Source organism: Pelodictyon phaeoclathratiforme BU-1, assembly GCF_000020645.1.
GTDB classification, from domain to species: domain Bacteria; phylum Bacteroidota; class Chlorobiia; order Chlorobiales; family Chlorobiaceae; genus Chlorobium; species Chlorobium phaeoclathratiforme.
In genome coordinates this window covers 3,000,066-3,018,238 of the sequence record NC_011060.1, presented here as the reverse complement: position 1 = coordinate 3,018,238, position 18,173 = coordinate 3,000,066, and the positions used below count along the sequence as shown (strand labels likewise).

Below are 18,173 nucleotides of genomic sequence, written 5' to 3'. Positions count from 1 at the left end.
AAAATACGGTATTTTTAAGAGTAAGGGTCTTCATAGTTAGCGCCATCAACATTTACTGTTCACAAGTTAGTGTTTTATGTGGATAAAAAACAATTTCCTTTATGAAATTTCCGTTGTATGGAGGGGTGTTTGCCCGGAGACTTTTCAACACTTTAAACTATTATATAATTGGTTGTTATATAAAATAGTTGTTCGAGTAGTCAACATGTGTTGATTCTTTTGAGTGTGCGGATTATTTGGGGTTTCCGGGGTTTGAAATATTTTATCCACAAGTTATCAACATTATTGACAACTTGTGGTGGCGTGCTTGTTTTTTACTTCCTATAGTGTTGATTACTCAGGGTTGGAGGGTGGTTGTTCTTGTCGATAGAATGGTCAGTGAGTGGAACCATTTGTTATTGACCGTTCAATATGCTAAATTACGCGCCCTATAATTTTGAATTGTACCTAAACAAGTGTGGAGCTATAAGCGATGAAAAGAACCTATCAGCCGAGGAACAGGAAAAGAAGGAACAAGCATGGATTCCGTGAGAGAATGTCTACCAAGAATGGACGAAAAGTACTGTCTGCAAGAAGGGCAAAGGGACGTCATTCGCTTTCAGTAAGCAGCGCGATGGGTACGGCTGGTCAATAAGCTTGTTCGTGAGACTGGCGGTATCAAAAAAATTGCTCTTTTCAAGTTTTGAATATGGTGCACAGTCATTCCCTGCGCAAGCAAGAGATCTTGAGGAAAAAGCTGCCGATCTCACTCCTTTTCAAGAATGGAAAAAGTGTGAAGGGTGATTTTTTAAGAATTGTGTACGCTTCTCTTCAGCTTGACAACGCTTGTTTTCAGCCATTTCCGTCTATTTTGTTTGCGGTGAGTAAAAAAACGGTCCATTCTGCTGTTGGGCGCAACAAGATCAAAAGAATGATGAGAGAAGCTTACCGACATGAAAAATCAGTGTTAAAGAGTCGAGAGGTGGGTCAGCACGAAGGGAGTGCCGACGGAATGCTTTGCATTGCTTTTCTTTATATGGGCAGAAGAAAGACTTCCCCAGGCCTTGAAGCGTTCAGGGAGGAGATCAGAGGGTTGTTGCAGGGTATGATACTTTCCTGAACTCTGATGGTCAGCTCAAACATGACGGATAAAGTTGTTTTACCGGATAGAATGGTATGATGAGCATGAGTAGCTGGAAGTTTTTCAATCAGGTGCCGATTGTGCTGATAAAATTTTACCGGGCGTTCCTTTCTCCATTGCTCGGTCCGTCCTGCAAATATTTTCCTACCTGTTCAAGTTACGCTCTTGAGGCGTTCCAGCGGCATAATTTTTTTTATGCTTCATGGTTGACCGTTTGGCGTGTTCTGCGATGTAATCCTTTTTCAAAGGGCGGGTTTGATCCGGTTCCCCCTGTATCCGTAAACAAAAACAAGTTTTCTGGTAAAACTAAAGAGAGTGGTAATGGATAGAAATTCGGTAACCGGCCTTGCAATTATTGCCGTAATCATGATCGTCTGGCTTCAGTTTATGTCGCCAGAGAAAAAACCGCTGCTGCCGTCAAAGACGGTGAAAACAGAGACTGTGGTGCAGTCCGATGTTCAGGTTCCTGCAGTTTCGATCCCTGCAGCCGATAATTTTGGTGTTTTTGCATCCTCATCCGGAGGTCAGGAAAAACTCCTGAAGGTAGAAAATGATCTTTTTCGAGCAACACTCTCCTCCAAGGGAGCGACACTGAAGTCACTGGTGCTTAAAAAGCATCTGGATGGCAATCGCCTCCCCTTTGATCTGGTCAGCAATGGAAAAAACGGAGCCCTTTCGCTGCTTTTTCTGACACGTGAGGGTAAGAAAATCGATACCCGCGACCTCTATTTCAGTAATGTCACACTCGACACTCTTCGCACCATCAAAGGCAAAGAGAGTTATGCGGTTCGTTACCACCTTGATGTTGCGCCACAGCAGGCTATCGATATTATCTTCGGCTTTACCGGAGACAGTTATAAGGTAGATTACGATGTCAAGCTGACAGGCTTTGCCAGCGAGCTTGCAGGAAACGAATATCAGGTGCAGTGGGACGGGGGGGTGCCCTTTTCAGAAAAAAATCGTCCGGATGAAGCCCAGAGTGCATTGGCCAGCGCCTATCTTGGCGGGAGCCTTGTAAAACTTGATGCAAGCAAGGAAAAACAGTCCTATCGCGAAGAGCAGTCAGGCGAAGCGCAGTGGGTTGCTGTCCGTAACAAATATTTTGTTGCCGCGCTGATTCCTCATGGAAAATCAGCAGGGATTTACCTTGATGGCAAAAGAGAGACGGGTAATGATTTTGAGAGTTACCTTGCAGCCTTGAAAATTGCGGTTCCCTCAACGGCTGGTGTTGTTGATGACAAATTCAGTCTCTACCTCGGGCCGCTTGATTACAACATTGTCAAGGCACAGAAAGTCGGTCTTGAAAAGATCATGGACTTCGGATGGGACTGGCTGACCAGACCCTTTGCCGAGTTTATCATTCTGCCTGTTTTCAGTTGGATGAATGGCTTTGTGAGTAACTATGGTCTGATCATCATCATTTTTGCCTTTCTGATCAAGCTGGTGACCTATCCCCTTTCCATGGCTTCAACGAAGTCCATGAAAAAAATGTCGGCCCTGCAGCCAGCGCTCAAGGAGCTTCAGGAGAAGTACAAGGATAATCCAGCAAAACTGCAAAGTGAGCTTGGAAGGATTTACAAAGAGGCTGGTGTAAACCCTATAGGAGGCTGTCTTCCTGTCGTGCTGCAGATGCCGCTTCTTTTTGCCATGTTTTATGTTTTCCGTTCATCGATCGAGCTCCGTCAGCACAGCTTTCTCTGGGCAAAGGATCTTTCCGTGCCGGATTCCATTTTTGATTTTGGCTTTGCCATCCCCATGTACGGGAGTCATATCGCGGTATTCCCCATTCTTATGGCGGTGACCGTGTATTTGCAGCAGAAGATCACACCGACGACACAGAGCAATGAGCAGATGAAGGTGATGATGTACATGTTCCCTGCCATGATGTTGCTCTTTTTCAACAATATGCCAGCCGGTCTTGGTCTGTACTATCTGATGTTCAACATTTTCAGCGTTGCGCAGCAGTTTTATATCAACAAGACGACGACCGCAGCCGACATGCCGCAGGTGAACCTTGGCCTGGCTCCTGCCGGTGCGCAGAGGAAACAGAAAAAAGGGGGAGCTAAAAAGTAGGCACAATGATGGCGCCCCTTGAGCAGGCTGATGTCTGGCTTTTTCGGCTGCTGAACCGTGAACTGGTTCACCCGGCAGCCGATGACCTCATGGTTTTTCTGACCAACGGGCGCCTCTCTTGGCATATTTTTGTTCTTATTGCTCTGTTCATCGTTGCCAGAAAGGGAAAAAACGCCTTTCTGGTGATTCTTCTTGCCCTTCTTGCTGTTGGCCTCTCTGATTTTGTAGCATCAGGAGTTTTCAAGCCCCTTGTCCAGCGTATCAGACCCTGCTTTGCCCTCGACCACGTCCGACTGCTCATCAGTCAGCCAAGGAGTTATTCGTTTGCCTCCTCCCATGCTGCAAATTCCGCCGCCGTCGCTGTCATCACCTGGATATGCTTTCATCGGGGAGCCGTAGTTGAAAAGCTCTTCATCGGCACCATGATTCTCTACGCTTTAGCCATCTCCTTTTCACGGGTCTACGTTGGCGTTCACTATCCAGGCGACGTTCTTGCAGGTATGGTTATCGGAATCTTCAGTGCGCTTCTTGTCTATCTGCTTTTTTCATGGCTCCTGAAAAATATTATCCAGCCCCGTCTGATGCGTAAAGGGAGCGGCATCCATGGTTGAACACTTTTGGGGTATAGATCTCGGTGGTACCAAAATCGAGGCGGTGGTGATCAATAATCACCTGAAGCCCGTGATGCGCCGCAGAATCGCCACAGAGGCCTCAGAAGGTTACAACCATATTCTTCAGCGTATCGAGCAACTGATCGGGATGATCGCTCTTGAGTCCGGTATAATGCTCCCTTCAACAATCGGTATCGGCACACCCGGACGCTATGATGCTGCCTGTGGCGTCATGAAAAATTCCAATACCCTCTGCCTGAACGGCCGCAATCTGAAAGATGATCTTGAGCAACTCCTCAAAAGGGCCGTTGTGCTTGAAAATGATGCCAACTGTTTTGCACTTGCTGAATCCCTGCTTGGCTCTGGTGCGGCACTGATGCGTGAGGATACAACGGTGGCGTTCGGTATTATTCTCGGTACTGGCGTTGGAGGCGGGATTGTTTGTGGAGGCAAAGCCCGCCGGGGCGCCCACGGCATTGCCGGAGAGTGGGGGCACAATGAACTGATACCTGGCGGAGAACCCTGCTATTGTGGTCGGAGGGGCTGCGTCGAAACCGTTATCTCCGGTCCGGCACTTGAGCGCTACTATCACCAGTTGAGCGGCAGCTTCAAGCCCCTGGAGCGGATTGCGGCCACCTGCGATTCCGATGATGCCGCCGCAGCAACAATCGAACGACTGCTCTTCTATTTTGGAAAAGCGCTCGCTACAGTCATCAATATTCTTGATCCTGATCTCTGCATCATTGGCGGTGGAGTCGGGCAGATAGAGCAGTTGTATGCACAAGAGGCCGTTCAGGCAATCGAAAGGCATTTGTTCAACAGCGAACTCCGCATTCCCCTGCTCCGTCCGCTTCTCGGCGACAGCGCCGGAGTTTTTGGAGCGGCATTGTTGGCACGCAAGCCATAAAGATTCGTTATCATACACAAACTTGTTCAACCAACCGTTACCTCTCTCCCATGCTGAAAAAATCATCTATCGCTATAGCCCTCTTTTTCGGGCTTTTGGCTGGAATCCTTCCCTTGGCCGTTCATGCGTCACCCTCACTTGATCCCGCAAACACGATTTATCTCGACCTTCCCTCAGGACGAGTTGTCATCCAGATGCGTCCTGATATTGCGCCCCGCCATGTGGAACGCATCAAGGTGCTGACCCGCAAAGGGTTTTATGACGGGCTTAGCTTCCACCGTGTTATCCCCGGATTCATGGCCCAGACCGGCGATCCGCTCGGTGACGGTTCCGGCGGTTCCGGCCAGCAGCTTAAAGCCGAATTTTCGCCTGTTCATCATAATCGCGGTACCGTCTCTATGGCACGCGCCTCTGGTGTCGATAGTGCCGACAGCCAGTTTTTCATCTGTTTCGACCAGTTACCCTTCCTTGACGGGCAATACACAGTTTGGGGACGAGTGGTATCCGGCATGGAATTTGTCGAAAAGGTCAAGGCAGGAGCGTCATACAACAATGGCATGGTTACCAATCCCACCAAAATAGTGCGGATGCGGGTTGCTGCGGATGTGAAAAAGTGAGGGAGGGATATCAATCTGAATGGTATCGTGCTTGCCAAAAAGCGCGGTGCATACCGTAGCCGATAATCACTATATTACTGTTATTTTTTTCGCAAGCCTTTCCCGGCTTTTTCGTTCAGAGTATCGGGACCGTTCAGACGATCACTCCTGATCCTCAGCCTGATCAGTTCTGTGTAGCGCCATAAAGGGCAAAAAAAAAGAAGCATGAGAGCACATAAAAAGAGATTGTCTCAGGAGTCACACGTATGAAGGTATTCATCAGCCACTCTTCTGAGGACAAGCCGCAGGTTGAGCTGTTAGCCCACCTATTACGAGAACACGGATTCGAACCGTGGCTGGACAAGTGGGAGATCGGCCCCGGCGATGATATTGTCGCAAGCATCAACGCCGGTCTGGATGCTGCACATGCGGGAATCATCGTTTTCTCGTCACACACAAGATCGAGCCGCTGGGTGGAGGCAGAGGTCAGCTATCTGACCTACTCGCGGATAGAGGAAGGGAAGCTGCTCATTCCGGTAGTCGTCGGCGACGGTGCATGGGTTCCTCCGCTTCTTCGTCCCCTGGCACGCCGGGGTATCGACCAGATCGACGCGATCATCGATGCGCTGCGCTACCGCCAGGCCTTACCATCGCCGATTCGGCATCCGGAGCATGGAGGGATCGAGCTGGTCTCGATTTCGCTCCGGGAAACGTCGGGTGAGAACGGGAACCATGGGATCACGGTCGAGGTGCGTATCGGTGACGATGTCCACGGAACAGCCTCTCATCCAACAATCCCGAAAGCCTTGTTCCAGGCCCGGAGCAACTTTCTGACCTGCCATGTCACTGGCTTGGGGCGCAATCCCGTCGCTGCGGAACGGGCGGCGCAGGAATCAAGCCTCGTGGATCTTGGCCGACAGTTGCGGGCATTCTGCTTACCGGAATCCTCAGGGCAGGCTCTGGCCGATCTTCTCGACGGAAGTCCGGTTGGAACGCTGGTCGAGGTTCGGGTGGAAGCTTCGGGATCCGCATTGCTCAGCTTGCCCTACGATGCGCTGCGCCTGCCCGATGATCGCCTGTTGGCTACCCATCCCGCCTGCATCCTGCTGCGACGACCACCTGATCTGAAAGGTACCGCAAGCCCGGCATTGGCAGGGCCGCTGAAGATTCTCGTTGCGGTCGGAGCCCCTGACGAGGGAACAACCTCCTCCGCAGTGCTCGATTATGAACGTGAGGTACAGAACATCCTCGATGCTGTGGAACCGCTGCAGCGGCATGAAAATGTCGAGGTGCATATTCTTGAGGTTGGCCATCCGGACGAGATCGCCAGGGCGATTGAGCGCGATGCCTACCATGTGCTCCATCTTTCCTGCCACGGCCGTCCGGGAATGCTGGAACTGGAAGATGAAGAGGGGCAAGCCGTCTCGGTCACAGCAGACGAACTGATCGTTCCGCTCAGGGAAAAGGGAAGACCGCTCCCTCTTGTTTTCCTCAATACCTGCCACGGAGCCGTTCAGGATGGCCACACAGTTAGCCTGGCTGAAGCCTTGCTGCAGTCGGGAGTGCCGGCAATACTGGCCATGCAGACCTCAGTCAGTGATCAATACGCAAGCCGTCTCGCCCGATCATTTTACCAACATCTGGCAGATGGCGAGCATCTGCTTGCGAGTCGGGCGCTCGCGCAAGCCCGCAAAGAGCTTGAGCGTGAGCGGCTTGCCGCTATCGAGCGGAACGAACCACTTGATGCGACCCAACCCGAGTACGCAACTGCAGCACTTTTCATAAGGGGTGACGAACGGCCGCTGGCAAACTTCGCTCTCAACAATGATCCCCTCAAGCTCCAGCCGGTGCACGACGCGGCTGGAGCCGTACCGCAACTGCTCATCGGTGATCTGATTGGTCGGCGCAAGGAGCTGAGGGAGACACTGCGCACTCTGCGTGCAGAATCCGGAGCCTTCTCCGGTGTGGTGCTGACCGGAATCGGGGGGATCGGCAAGAGCGCTTTGGCAGGACGTGCCATGCAACGCCTTCGTCAGGATGGCTATCTCGTTCCGGTTCACGCCGGGCGTTTCGATCTCTCCGGTATTGTCACGGCATTGCGTGATGAGCTTATTGCCTGTAATCCACCCTGGGCAAATCGTATACTCGCTCAGTTCGACCACCCCGGTATCGATGACCGCGATCGCCTGCGGCTCGTCGCGCGAGTTCTCGATGAACAGCGTGTGGTGCTGCTCCTCGATGACTTCGAGCAGAACCTGCATCCGGGCGGTGATGCTTTTCTCAACCCCGACATCGCAGTCAGTATGCAATTCCTGGCTGAACATGCCCAACGCGGACGACTGCTTATCACCTGCCGGAATCCGGTTCCGGAGATGAGTTTATTTCTCCGGCACATTCCTGTCGGTGCACTCAGTCCGGCCGAAACCCGCAAACTGGCACTACGCCTCGACGCGCTCAACCGCTCGGACTCTGCGACGGGTCTGGAGCCGGAGCAACGGCGCAGGATACTGCGCATACTCGGCGGGCACCCGCGTTCCCTTGAGTTTATCAATACCCTGTTGGGTGGTCAGCAGCGGCGTTTGCGTCACATGATGAAGCGGCTCGATACCCTGCTGAAAGAGGTCGGCCTTGCTCCAGGCAGCACCTTCGGTGACGCAGATCAGGCTCTTCAGCACACCCTGTCGATAGCGGCACGCGATATCATGCTCGACGAGTTACTTGAGACCGCACGTGAAGAGCGGATCGAACAGGTGCTGCTTCAGGTCGCGGTGTCGAACCTGCCGGTCACACCAACTGGCGTCGCGAGAATGCTGGCAAGCGATGATGCTGCCGTTCCCGGTGACGTTGCTGCCGCTGATCGAGCGCTGGTTCGCCTGCACAACATGGCACTCCTTCACCTTGATCCTGATGACCGCTCTGCCTGGGTGCATCGGTGGACGGCGGAGGGGTTGGAACAGCTTGACCCGGCCAATCACGCAGAACGTTGCCTCCGGGCAGGTCGCTACCGGATGTGGCGGGTGCAAAACGAGAGCCACAGTCTGGACGATCTGGTGGAGGCGGTGCGCAACTTCCTCTCCGGCGCTGACTACGACCGAGCTTCGGAACTCGCGAACGCTTGCCTGGCGTTTCTGAGCCGGAACCAACGCTCCCTCGATGTTGCTGCATTTGCCTCCGAGGTACTGGAAACCCTGCCCATAGAGCATTCCGGGTTCGGTTCAATTGCCGATCAAGAGGCGCAAGCGCACCTTGCGTTCGGACAGACCGGCACAGCATTCCGGCGATACGAAACACTTGTTGCACGCTACGAGCGTCTTGCGCAGTCCGAGCCGGATCGTGCCGACTACCAGCGCGACCTCTCCGTGTCGTACAACAAGATGGGTGACCTGTACCGCGCTCTGGGTCAGGGTGAGCAAGCGCGCGATGCCTTTCTGAAGGCGCTTGAAATAGCCAAGCGTCTTGCGCAGTCCGAGCCGGATCGTGCCGACTACCAGCGCGACCTCTCCGTGTCGTACAACAAGATGGGTGACCTGTACCGCGCTCTGGGTCAGGGTGAGCAAGCGCGCGATGCCTTTCTGAAGGCGCTTGAAATAGCCAAGCGTCTTGCGCAGTCCGAGCCGGATCGTGCCGACTACCAGCGCGACCTCTCCGTGTCGTACAACAAGATGGGTGACCTGTACCGCGCACTGGGTCAGGGTGAGCAAGCGCGCGATGCCTTTCTGAAGGCGCTTGAAATAGCCAAGCGTCTTGCGCAGTCCGAGCCGGATCGTGCCGACTACCAGCGCGACCTCTCCGTGTCGTATGAGCGAATGGGTGACCTGTACCGCGCACTGGGTCAGGGTGAGCAAGCGCGCGATGCCTTTCTGAAGGCGCTTGAAATAGCCAAGCGTCTTGCGCAGTCCGAGCCGGATCGTGCCGACTACCAGCGCGACCTCTCCGTGTCGTATGAGCGAATGGGTGACCTGTACAGCGCTCTGGGTCAGGGTGAGCAAGCGCGCGATGCCTTTCTGAAGGATCTTGAAATAGCCAAGCGTCTTGCGCAGTCCGAGCCGGATCGTGCCGACTACCAGCGCGACCTCTCCGTGTCGTACAACAAGATGGGTGACCTGTACCGCGCTCTGGGTCAGGGTGAGCAAGCGCGCGATGCCTTTCTGAAGGCGCTCGACATCCGGCAGCGTCTTGCGCAGTCCGAGCCGGATCGTGCCGACTACCAGCGCGACCTCTCCGTGTCGTACAACAAGATGGGTGACCTGTACAGCGCTCTGGGTCAGGGTGAGCAAGCGCGCGATGCCTTTCTGAAGGATCTTGAAATAGCCAAGCGTCTTGCGCAGTCCGAGCCGGATCGTGCCGACTACCAGCGCGACCTCTCCGTGTCGTACAACAAGATGGGTGACCTGTACCGCGCTCTGGGTCAGGGTGAGCAAGCGCGCGATGCCTTTCTGAAGGCGCTCGACATCCGGCAGCGTCTTGCGCAGTCCGAGCCGGATCGTGCCGACTACCAGCGCGACCTCTCCGTGTCGTACAACAAGATGGGTGACCTGTACAGCGCTCTGGGTCAGGGTGAGCAAGCGCGCGATGCCTTTCTGAAGGCGCTTGAAATAGCCAAGCGTCTTGCGCAGTCCGAGCCGGATCGTGCCGACTACCAGCGCGACCTCTCCGTGTCGTATGAGCGAATGGGTGACCTGTACCGCGCTCTGGGTCAGGGTGAGCAAGCGCGCGATGCCTTTCTGAAGGCGCTTGAAATAGCCAAGCGTCTTGCGCAGTCCGAGCCGGATCGTGCCGACTACCAGCGCGACCTCTCCGTGTCGTACAACAAGATGGGTGACCTGTACAGTGCTCTGGGTCAGGGTGAGCAAGCGCGCGATGCCTTTCTGAAGGCGCTCGACATCCGGCAGCGTCTTGCGCAGTCCGAGCCGGATCGTGCCGACTACCAGCGCGACCTCGCAGTATCTCTCGTCCTCTTTGCAAAGGCACATGATTCTGCTGAAAAAGAGCATCTGAAACGTGCTTTGTCGATTCTCGAGTCACTGAATGCGACAGGTCGATTGGCTCCTGTAGACGAACCAATGATTACTGCCATCCAAAACATGATCTCAGGGGCGTGATTGTTTTAACACAAACAAAAAAAATTTCTACATTCTTGGGTGTTTCATATGGGCTTTGCCCCGGGGTTTGCGCTAAGCAGCAAGCCGATATTACTCAAAGGCTCGATTCTGTCGGGCCTTTGCTTTTGTCAGGGTACTCCCGGATTATTGATGCAGCGCTCTGCACCTTCCGGAGCCGTAGCGAATTCTTCCCGCGAAGGTGGAGGAAGGCTTGCAGTGCACTGTTGTGTGCTTTTGGGGTCGGGTGTTGCGAAGAATGAGGGCAGTGCGGGCCAGCGACAGTTTGCCCGTGTGCCCGTCCGGGCTGCGCAAACGGAGCGAAGCGTCTTGCTACATGAAGGGTGGGTGTTGGTACCTGAATTTGAAAAGAAATCATTTGCAAGAACAGTACGTTTCAGGTAAAATATGTCAAAGGATTGGGCTTTTCCCGGTCGACAATGGGGCTTTGGACTTTTTCCGGGGCCTTTTTGTTTTCTCTCTCTTCTCTGCTTTGAAATATCATCAGCCTGTTTTGCATGAAGGTCGGCCTCTGGCCGTTGAAGGGTATCCTTCTCAGTGCAATGATGGGCTTTTTTAATTGCTCCGTGGTGATAAGGGCAAAAAAAAGGCCCAGTACGAATAATGGGCCTTAATAAGACACCATGCTAAATTGATTTTCTCTTGCATGGCGGCCACCGAGGTGGACTTAAGCCCGATCCTGACAAGTCAGGAGAGCGGGTACGGTTGCAATATCCTCTTTTGTGGAGTGATCGTCAAGGGATTATTCATAATCCAGCCAAAATTACATTGCTGGATAGTAACAAGTTCATCTGTGCTTATTACTCTTATATCGTAACTCCTTTTACCCTGATCTTTTCCGACGAATGGCAGAAAAAGTCTGTCTAATGATACGGTATAGACCATATCGGCTTTTACCCAGTGAAATTCAGCGTTATAGGGCTCAGGAAGAACCGGATCAATGTACAACTTGTAGTGATAAGCCTCAATAACCTTCGGTGGCGTAGTACTTAAAGGAACAATGGTACAAAGGCCCTCTCTTTTACGCAACCGAGGAGAAACGATCACTGCCGGTCTTCGCTTAACCATTTCAGGAGAAACAAAACCTTTGAAATCACAAATAACAATGGTGCCTTGTTTTGGATGATACGGAAGGCTCATCTGTGCTGATTTGAGTTTGCTTGATCTGAAAATACTATATCGGCATCGCGGTCTTCGCGGAGATAGATTTTCATGGTTCGGGGGTCGAGGCCGAAGTGTTCGAGTAGCTCTTTTATGTATTTGAGGAGAGCGTTGGCTGAGAGGTTGATTTCGGCGTAGAGGCCGGAGTCGAGCTTTTCACCGAGGCGAAGATCGTGTTCATTTGATGACAACAGGGGTTTACCCCGGTTGCTGATGAAGCGTTCGGTTTCGGGGAGGGCGGCAAACTTTGCTGGATCGGTGGCCTGCAACATATTCAGCACAAGCAGGTAGAGGGTTTTCCAGGTCTTCAGGCCTTTGTAGGCGGTTTCACCGAGGATGAAGCCATAGGGGCGTTTGTAGGTGAAGTTTTCGCCAAGATAATGGGGTTCTGTTTTGTCGAGTTCAGCGATAAGGCGCTCTCGTTGCTGGCGGTTGCTGGACTCTTTAACCACATCATCTTCTTCGGGATTTATGCCGAAATGTGCCTTTATCATCTGCGCTATTTTGGCGGAGCTGCCGGTAAACTGACTGAGGTTATCGTTATATGCCATGATGAACTGTGTTCCCTGAGCCAGTGATTCGTTGTCACGCGGGTCGATACTGAGCAGCATGTCGTCAGGCAGGGAGAGCAGGTTCTCCTGAAGGTTATTGAGCGAGTCAAGTATCTGTTTGATTTTGTCCTGTTGTGTCATGGCCTCTCCTTTATGTCGGTTTTTCAATTCTCTGCAAGTATTGAACAGATATTACATGACTAATTATCTTTTTTTCAATAAGATAACCTTATAATTACCTGTTACTAATTGCCAGCTGAGGCAAAACAAGTCTGGCGTTGTTCACCGGATAGGTATTCATCAAAAAAGTTTCTGCGCCTTTTCACATTTATAGAAGTGGGGTGGGAATTTAGTAGAATCATATCCTTACTTCTCTTCACCACGGATGTTCATATATTACTTTTGCACTCCCCCCCCACCCAGGTTGCCGATGATAACGGAACAATGCTCACAAAAAGCTTGTTATTTAAGCTTTCTTGAATTCGTGGATCTGCAATTTGCGGATGATATCCAATGCATCCTTCACCTCGGTAGTGGTTAAGCCCATTGGCCCACTGTGGCTTAGACGATTAAGCACAGTCGAGCGTACTTTTTCAACGTCTTGCATGAGATTCGGATCAAGAAAATCATGCTGTCCGTTTTCCTTCCTTAACTTCTGGCGATCGCAAATTTCATTCCAAAGTTGATCCGACTTGACGTCTTTCGGATCGGGTTTGTAAGCAACTTTGACTCCGTTATCCCTACAAACGTTCTTGATCCGGGTTTCAAAAGCAGCGCGGATGTATACAGCGGCTGCCATAAGATCGCCATTTTGTAAGTGCACATCAGCCTTTTTAAGCATGTCAGTCCATGGCTCAATGATTGGACTACCTGGTTTGTCTGGCGTACTTGGCAATACGCGCAATGTTAAATAGCTCCACTGTTTAGTATGTTCGGTGTACTCTTTTGCTAAATCATACCAGACTCGGTCAAATGTCATCAAGAACACCTGCCAATCAGAAAACTCCTGTTCAAGGATCTTTAGTATGGGAAGACGGTTAGATAAATCGAGTCCAATCAGCACATCGTCTAGAACCAAAAGACGCGGAATGTTAGTTGCATCGTCTCTGGGAGTAGTCGCCTGAACAGCTGCCAAGTAAAGAGCTAGGGCAACGGCGGTAAGACGCGCCTCATTCAAAAACAGGGCAGGATGCTCGATTGCCTTTCCTGCATAGGTGGCGATCAGGCGTACCTCAGCTCCGTTAAAAGAGTGCTGTTTTACTAAAGGATTCGAAGATGCATCGCTGACTTTCAGGTCTCCCACCACCGTTTTGATCTCCAGACCGATTGTAAACCTGGAAAGCAGCGCATTCGCTCGCTCAACGATACTCTTGTCACCGCCAGCGCTCTTGTTCAGAAAATCGTCGAGCTGATCACGAAACTGCTTCGCAGACTCGTTGACTTGCTCTTCAGGGGTTGGCCACGCGTCATGCTCATCGGCGTCGTCAAAAAGTGTTGCATCCTTTGGTAAGAATGTGCGCAATGCATTCCAATGCTGATGAACTGTTCGTCCGTCCGGTAATTCCGCATCACGCAGCAACGTCTCTACCAGGAGAGGAAAGAGATTGACGCACTCAGCATCCTCATGAAACACATTCGTGCGGAGCAGTGCTTTGTAGTCGAGAAAGGTAGCTCGCCTCGCCAGGTCGAAAAAAGCTGATTCACCGATTTCAGCAGGATGCGGCTCACCATATGCCCAAGTCACGTCTTGGGGCATGCCTGAGGTAAGCTCAATGGCAATCGTCCCCTCCTCACCCGGATAAAAGAGGTTTCGATAAGCATCGAAGGGCCTGGGTGGAGGCGATTCGCTCAAGAGTACGCGCAGGCCTTGGAAGAATGAGGATTTGCCCGAACCGTTCTCGCCGAACAGTAGCAAGTTCTTCCCCTCATCGCCCAACTCAAAGGTATAGTTTTCGTTGCCGGGGAAAAAGCGGAAGTCGCGGATAACGATCTTACCGATGCGTGGCACTGTCATATTCATAGGTCAGCTAGAGGTGTCATTGCGTTGCGCTCTGTCGGTTCTTCGATGATGCGAACGACTTCCAACGAACGAAGGTCAAAGAGCATAGATCTAATTGTCGCGTTGCTGTCATATGCTTTTTCAAATGAATCGCTTAAACGTTTGATCCTCTGTTCTTCCGAAAGCGTGGAAAAATCCGGAGGTACAAAGCGCACGGTCTCTGCAAATAGCTTGATCTTGCGGGAATGAAGTTCATCAGGGAAGAAAAGCTCATAGACAAGCCCATTCAACCACTGCTCGAAGTAGGCTTTCATCAAGGAAAGCGGCATGTCATCTTTCTTGCTCACCGTATTTGGACTATATAGCCAGATTAACGCATCCGCCAGCAGCTCACAATAATGCTGTTGGTTGGGCGTGGCATTAGGAATAGGTATACGCGAGACATACATTGGTTTGAACTCGTAATAACCGCCTTGACGGGATGCAAACTCTTGGCGCGTAATCCACCACGAAATCGTCGAGTTCAAGATTGCGATTGTAAATGGAACAGAAGACGGAATCAGGATGCTCGTCTTATCATTACCATAGAAACTTCCTGCATCAGGAGCATAGTTCACATCGTCTTCGATCGCTGGGACAATGATCTTCGGTTGCTCGAACTCGCGCCAGTAGTCACATGAGCGGAGTTCCCAGAAGTATCTGCCTTTGTCATAGCGCTGTATGAGCCGATCTCGCAACGGCTCGAACCAGCCGTGAATGGCCGGGTAGATATTCGCGAACTTACGCTCGGCCTCCCTTTCCGATTCGCCTGACCAAAGATGCCGTTCATTCTCGGAAGATCCAATTTTAATGAGCCATCGGTCTTGGAACTCACACCTCCACTTTTTCACATCTCGCCCGCGCAAAAACGGTTTTAGCACCTCCGCCGATGAAGGGTGCGCGGCGATAAGACGGTCGTACGTGTCACGATCAACTACAAAGGCTTCGTTAAGGCCTGTGAGAATGCCTCGATAAAACCGCCCTTGCACGGATTTGTCCAGCGGCGTTCCAGCTAGGCGTAGCCTTTCGAGCAAGCGCAAGCGTACGGGACTTTCCAGTCGCCAACCATCGGATTTGAGGTCGCGCTGAGCAAGGGAATGGGAATGGCTTTCGAAAATCTCCGGAAAACCGGTCACATCGTCACAGGGTTTCCAAGTGAACACGGGCAAGGTGCTATCAACACCGGACAGCATACGCCCAAGCCCACTCGCGGAAGGAAGCTGGCCTTTTTCAACATGCAAGGTCTTCTCTGTGATCATAATACAGGGGTAGGCGATGGCGGTGAAAACTGGTGCGTCACCGAAATCTAGGATGGCATGTGGTCGAGTCGAACAGGCAAGATAGGTGCGCAATTTTTCACCGTAAGCTGCACGCATGTATTTGTTACTTGTTATGTAAGCCAGTGTCCCACCAATCCGCAGAAGCTGAAGTGCGCGCTCAAAAAAATAGACGTAGAGGTCAGCGGTACCAGTGTAGCACTCATATTGCTCTTTCAAGACCTCCTTGAGTGAGTGAAACTGGCCGCCGCTTCCTGTGACAGACATGTTACGGAGTTGTTCCTGCCGGACATATGGAGGATTGCCAATAACTATATCGAAAGATCCGCCTTCCCTAACGAGGCCGAACATCCAAGCAGGATCAAAGAAAGCTGCTGCCACATTCGTTTTGTAAGGATTCCAGCTAGCAATGCGTTGAGTATCGTAGGGCGTTAACCCCCCGGCTTCTGCCAATTGTTCCGCTAATGCGTCGCAAAGTTCCTTGTCGCGGGCCCGTAACGCCTTCTTATCTTTGTAGCGGCGCGCGGTGAAATAGTTGTGACGCACTTGCTGCAATTCAGTTTCCAAGTCAAGTATGCTTTCGTTGGCAAGCAGCAGTAGACGACGTTGTAGGCCAAGTAGAGTGTTAGCCGCAACTATTTTGGTCTCCAGGTTGGGAAGCGGCAGAATGCCGTAATTAGGATATGCATCGTCGATCTCTTGGTCGACGATAAGCGCAATAAAAAAACGCAACTTGGCGAGCTGGCAGGCAATAGGCTGGATGTCCACGCCATAGAGACAGTTCTCGATCAAGTAAAGCTTGCGGCCATAATCGTCGTTATCATGTGCAAAGGCCCGTTTTATAGCCAGACAGGCTTCTTCTCGGGCCGTGGGACTTTCGATACGTTCGAGCGCAGCTTCCTGCCTCCGGCGCCATCCACGGTTTTCAGGATCGAGCTTGCGAAGCACGTGCACGAGTTTTTGTAGTACCCCCATGGGAAAAGCACCCGAGCCGCAGGCTGGATCAAGAACTTTAAGGCTGTCGATAGCGTCGATGAGCGCTTCTTTTTCTTCATCGTTGAATTCGAGGCCCGCTTCTTCCCATGAAAGGAGAACCTTGAGACGCGGATCAGTTCGTTCGGACTCTACACCAGTCAAACGTGAGAGTACCTTGTTTAGATGAATGGCAAGCGCTTGGTCTGCCATCCAGTCCACGACAACGCGCGGAGTGTAAAAAGAACCTGTGGATTTGCGAGCCACAGTGCCCGTTTCGGGGTTGTAGGCAGCCAGAAGGTTTTCGAAAACATGGCCAAGAAGCTCCGGGTCGAGGGCTATCTCCTGTTCCAGAGGGGTGTTTTCTGTGAGTGTAAAATTATAGCTGGACAGGATAGTAAGGAGTGGTCGCACGGTCTCTCTCCGACGATTTGTATCTCCATATGCATCAGAGAGATCAATGCGTTGGTCGTCTCCAAAAAAAATATAGTTGGGAAGCTTTGGATGCTTTTTAGGTATGTTCGAGAATCCGTCGATTCGGATTTCTTCGGTGAAATTCGACTTGCCCTTCGTCACGCGATCATCCAGACATTCGAAAAGACCTCCATTAAGAAATGGAACCTGGCGCAAGAGTCTCGCGAATCCCTCCGGGTCTTGCAGCATATGGGCGTTCCGCCACACCGAATGAATCATGTGATCGTCACTGCTCCGCCCATCCCCCTCGTCGATAAACCGACGATTATGCGGAAATCCTTGCTTATCCATCTCTGTATTGAGAGTGGCAAAAAAGAGGTTCTGAAGAATGGCAGGATAATAGGTATACGCTCCAGGTGAAGCGTCCAGGAGCAAGTTCCCAATCCCCTCCCTTTTGAAAAGTTCTTGTGGCAACAGGCTTTGCCCGGTTCCGGGATTCCGCTTTTTGCGCAGGAACCAGCAAAAAATAAAGCGCGTGAGAAAGCGGATAAGAAACAGTGCCCTGTCCTCCGTGCTCTTGACATCCTTCGGAAATACGACATCTTCTGAATCCCTCACCCAGAAGTACCAGTTTGAAAGATCCTTGTAAAAGCGATTGTTCAGCTCTTTTGTATCAAGTGTTTCTGACCATGCTTCATGCAGTTCTACGAAGTTGGTAAACTTGTGTACTCGCCGAAGCTCTTCAATGGTGAGGTCGAAGAGAATTTCAATATGGGCCCGGTGAGGTTGCTGGATGTTGATATCCTTGATCAGGGTAACTTTTTCGAGTACATCTTTTTCTGCATCTTTTTTGTGTAGCCGCCGGTTGATGATCGCAAGAGAGAGCTTGTCGCCGAGCTTGAAGAGCACCATGACCGGCATTTTAAATACCTTGTTGATTTCTCTGGTGATCTGGCTGAGTGCGGTTCTGGTGTATTCCCTGTCGTTGAGTTCAATGCAGAAAAAGAGGTAGGCCTCTATTATGGTACGGTCAACCTGGATTGTATCGAAAAGAGAGTTCTGGCCGGTCACTTCTTCTTTGGTCAACTGAAAGAGCAAGTCAATCTGCTGCCACTCTTTTGCAAGGGCCTTCTCTGAGTTGAAACGACTATCGGAGTCGATGTAGTACTCTTTAAAGCAGGCAAAGGTTTTGTCGGGTAGTGGTTGCTGGCGGTCGGTGTTGTAGCCAAGTGCCTGAAAGAGTTTGAGCGAATTATCAGTCAAATTTCCGCAACTGAATGCCTTGATTGCATGTTCAATGCTGAATTTGATTTCGGTGTCGGTCTTTGCCATG

General features: G+C 51.4%; 13 protein-coding genes. 9 read left to right on the top strand and 4 right to left on the bottom strand.

Annotated features, from left to right (window positions below; all coding sequences use genetic code 11):
- The first annotated feature begins 472 nt into the window (after window positions 1-472).
- The 9 genes from rpmH (at window position 473) to PPHA_RS16445 (ending at window position 10,811) form a co-directional block, all read left to right on the top strand.
- Window positions 473-634, top strand: a complete 162-nt coding sequence (gene rpmH, locus PPHA_RS15330; RefSeq protein ID WP_012509534.1) for a 50S ribosomal protein L34 — start codon at window positions 473-475, stop codon at window positions 632-634.
- 54 nt (window positions 635-688) lie between these two features.
- Window positions 689-1,099, top strand: coding sequence for a ribonuclease P protein component (locus PPHA_RS14395; protein WP_012509533.1), 411 nt, complete (start codon window positions 689-691; stop codon window positions 1,097-1,099).
- 65 nt (window positions 1,100-1,164) lie between these two features.
- Window positions 1,165-1,449 (top strand): membrane protein insertion efficiency factor YidD, encoded by a 285-nt coding sequence (yidD, locus tag PPHA_RS14390; protein ID WP_041526938.1) that lies wholly within the window; start codon window positions 1,165-1,167, stop codon window positions 1,447-1,449.
- Window positions 1,442-3,193 carry a membrane protein insertase YidC gene (yidC, locus tag PPHA_RS14385; RefSeq protein ID WP_012509531.1) on the top strand — a complete coding sequence of 584 codons (1,752 nt, stop codon included), beginning with the start codon at window positions 1,442-1,444 and terminating at the stop codon, window positions 3,191-3,193. The genes yidD and yidC overlap by 8 nt, the downstream gene beginning before the upstream one ends.
- Window positions 3,194-3,201: 8 nt before the next feature.
- Window positions 3,202-3,804, top strand: a complete 603-nt coding sequence (locus PPHA_RS14380; protein ID WP_041526937.1) for a phosphatase PAP2 family protein — start codon at window positions 3,202-3,204, stop codon at window positions 3,802-3,804.
- Window positions 3,797-4,711 carry an ROK family protein gene (locus PPHA_RS14375; protein ID WP_012509529.1) on the top strand — a complete coding sequence of 305 codons (915 nt, stop codon included), beginning with the start codon at window positions 3,797-3,799 and terminating at the stop codon, window positions 4,709-4,711. The genes PPHA_RS14380 and PPHA_RS14375 overlap by 8 nt, the downstream gene beginning before the upstream one ends.
- Window positions 4,712-4,761: 50 nt before the next feature.
- Window positions 4,762-5,328 carry a peptidylprolyl isomerase gene (locus PPHA_RS14370; RefSeq protein WP_012509528.1) on the top strand — a complete coding sequence of 189 codons (567 nt, stop codon included), beginning with the start codon at window positions 4,762-4,764 and terminating at the stop codon, window positions 5,326-5,328.
- A gap of 245 nt (window positions 5,329-5,573) precedes the next feature.
- Window positions 5,574-10,409: a tetratricopeptide repeat protein gene (locus tag PPHA_RS14780; protein ID WP_012509527.1), complete on the top strand. Its 4,836-nt coding sequence runs from the start codon at window positions 5,574-5,576 to the stop codon at window positions 10,407-10,409.
- 150 nt (window positions 10,410-10,559) lie between these two features.
- Window positions 10,560-10,811, top strand: a complete 252-nt coding sequence (locus PPHA_RS16445; protein ID WP_012509526.1) for a hypothetical protein — start codon at window positions 10,560-10,562, stop codon at window positions 10,809-10,811.
- 303 nt (window positions 10,812-11,114) lie between these two features.
- On the opposite strand, the gene PPHA_RS14355 is transcribed toward PPHA_RS16445, so the two are convergent.
- From PPHA_RS14355 to PPHA_RS14340, 4 genes are all read right to left on the bottom strand, one after another.
- Window positions 11,115-11,567 carry a type II toxin-antitoxin system PemK/MazF family toxin gene (locus PPHA_RS14355; RefSeq protein WP_012509525.1) on the bottom strand — a complete coding sequence of 151 codons (453 nt, stop codon included), beginning with the start codon at window positions 11,565-11,567 and terminating at the stop codon, window positions 11,115-11,117.
- Entirely contained in the window at window positions 11,564-12,280 is a 717-nt protein-coding gene (locus PPHA_RS14350) for a hypothetical protein (RefSeq protein ID WP_012509524.1), read from the bottom strand. The genes PPHA_RS14355 and PPHA_RS14350 overlap by 4 nt, the downstream gene beginning before the upstream one ends.
- 325 nt (window positions 12,281-12,605) lie before the next feature.
- A complete protein-coding gene (locus PPHA_RS14345; RefSeq protein WP_012509523.1) occupies window positions 12,606-14,159 on the bottom strand; it encodes an AAA family ATPase in 1,554 nt (517 codons plus the stop codon).
- Window positions 14,156-18,172 (bottom strand): Eco57I restriction-modification methylase domain-containing protein, encoded by a 4,017-nt coding sequence (locus tag PPHA_RS14340; RefSeq protein WP_012509522.1) that lies wholly within the window; start codon window positions 18,170-18,172, stop codon window positions 14,156-14,158. Before PPHA_RS14340 ends, PPHA_RS14345 begins: the two co-directional genes overlap by 4 nt.
- Window position 18,173 lies beyond the last annotated feature (1 nt).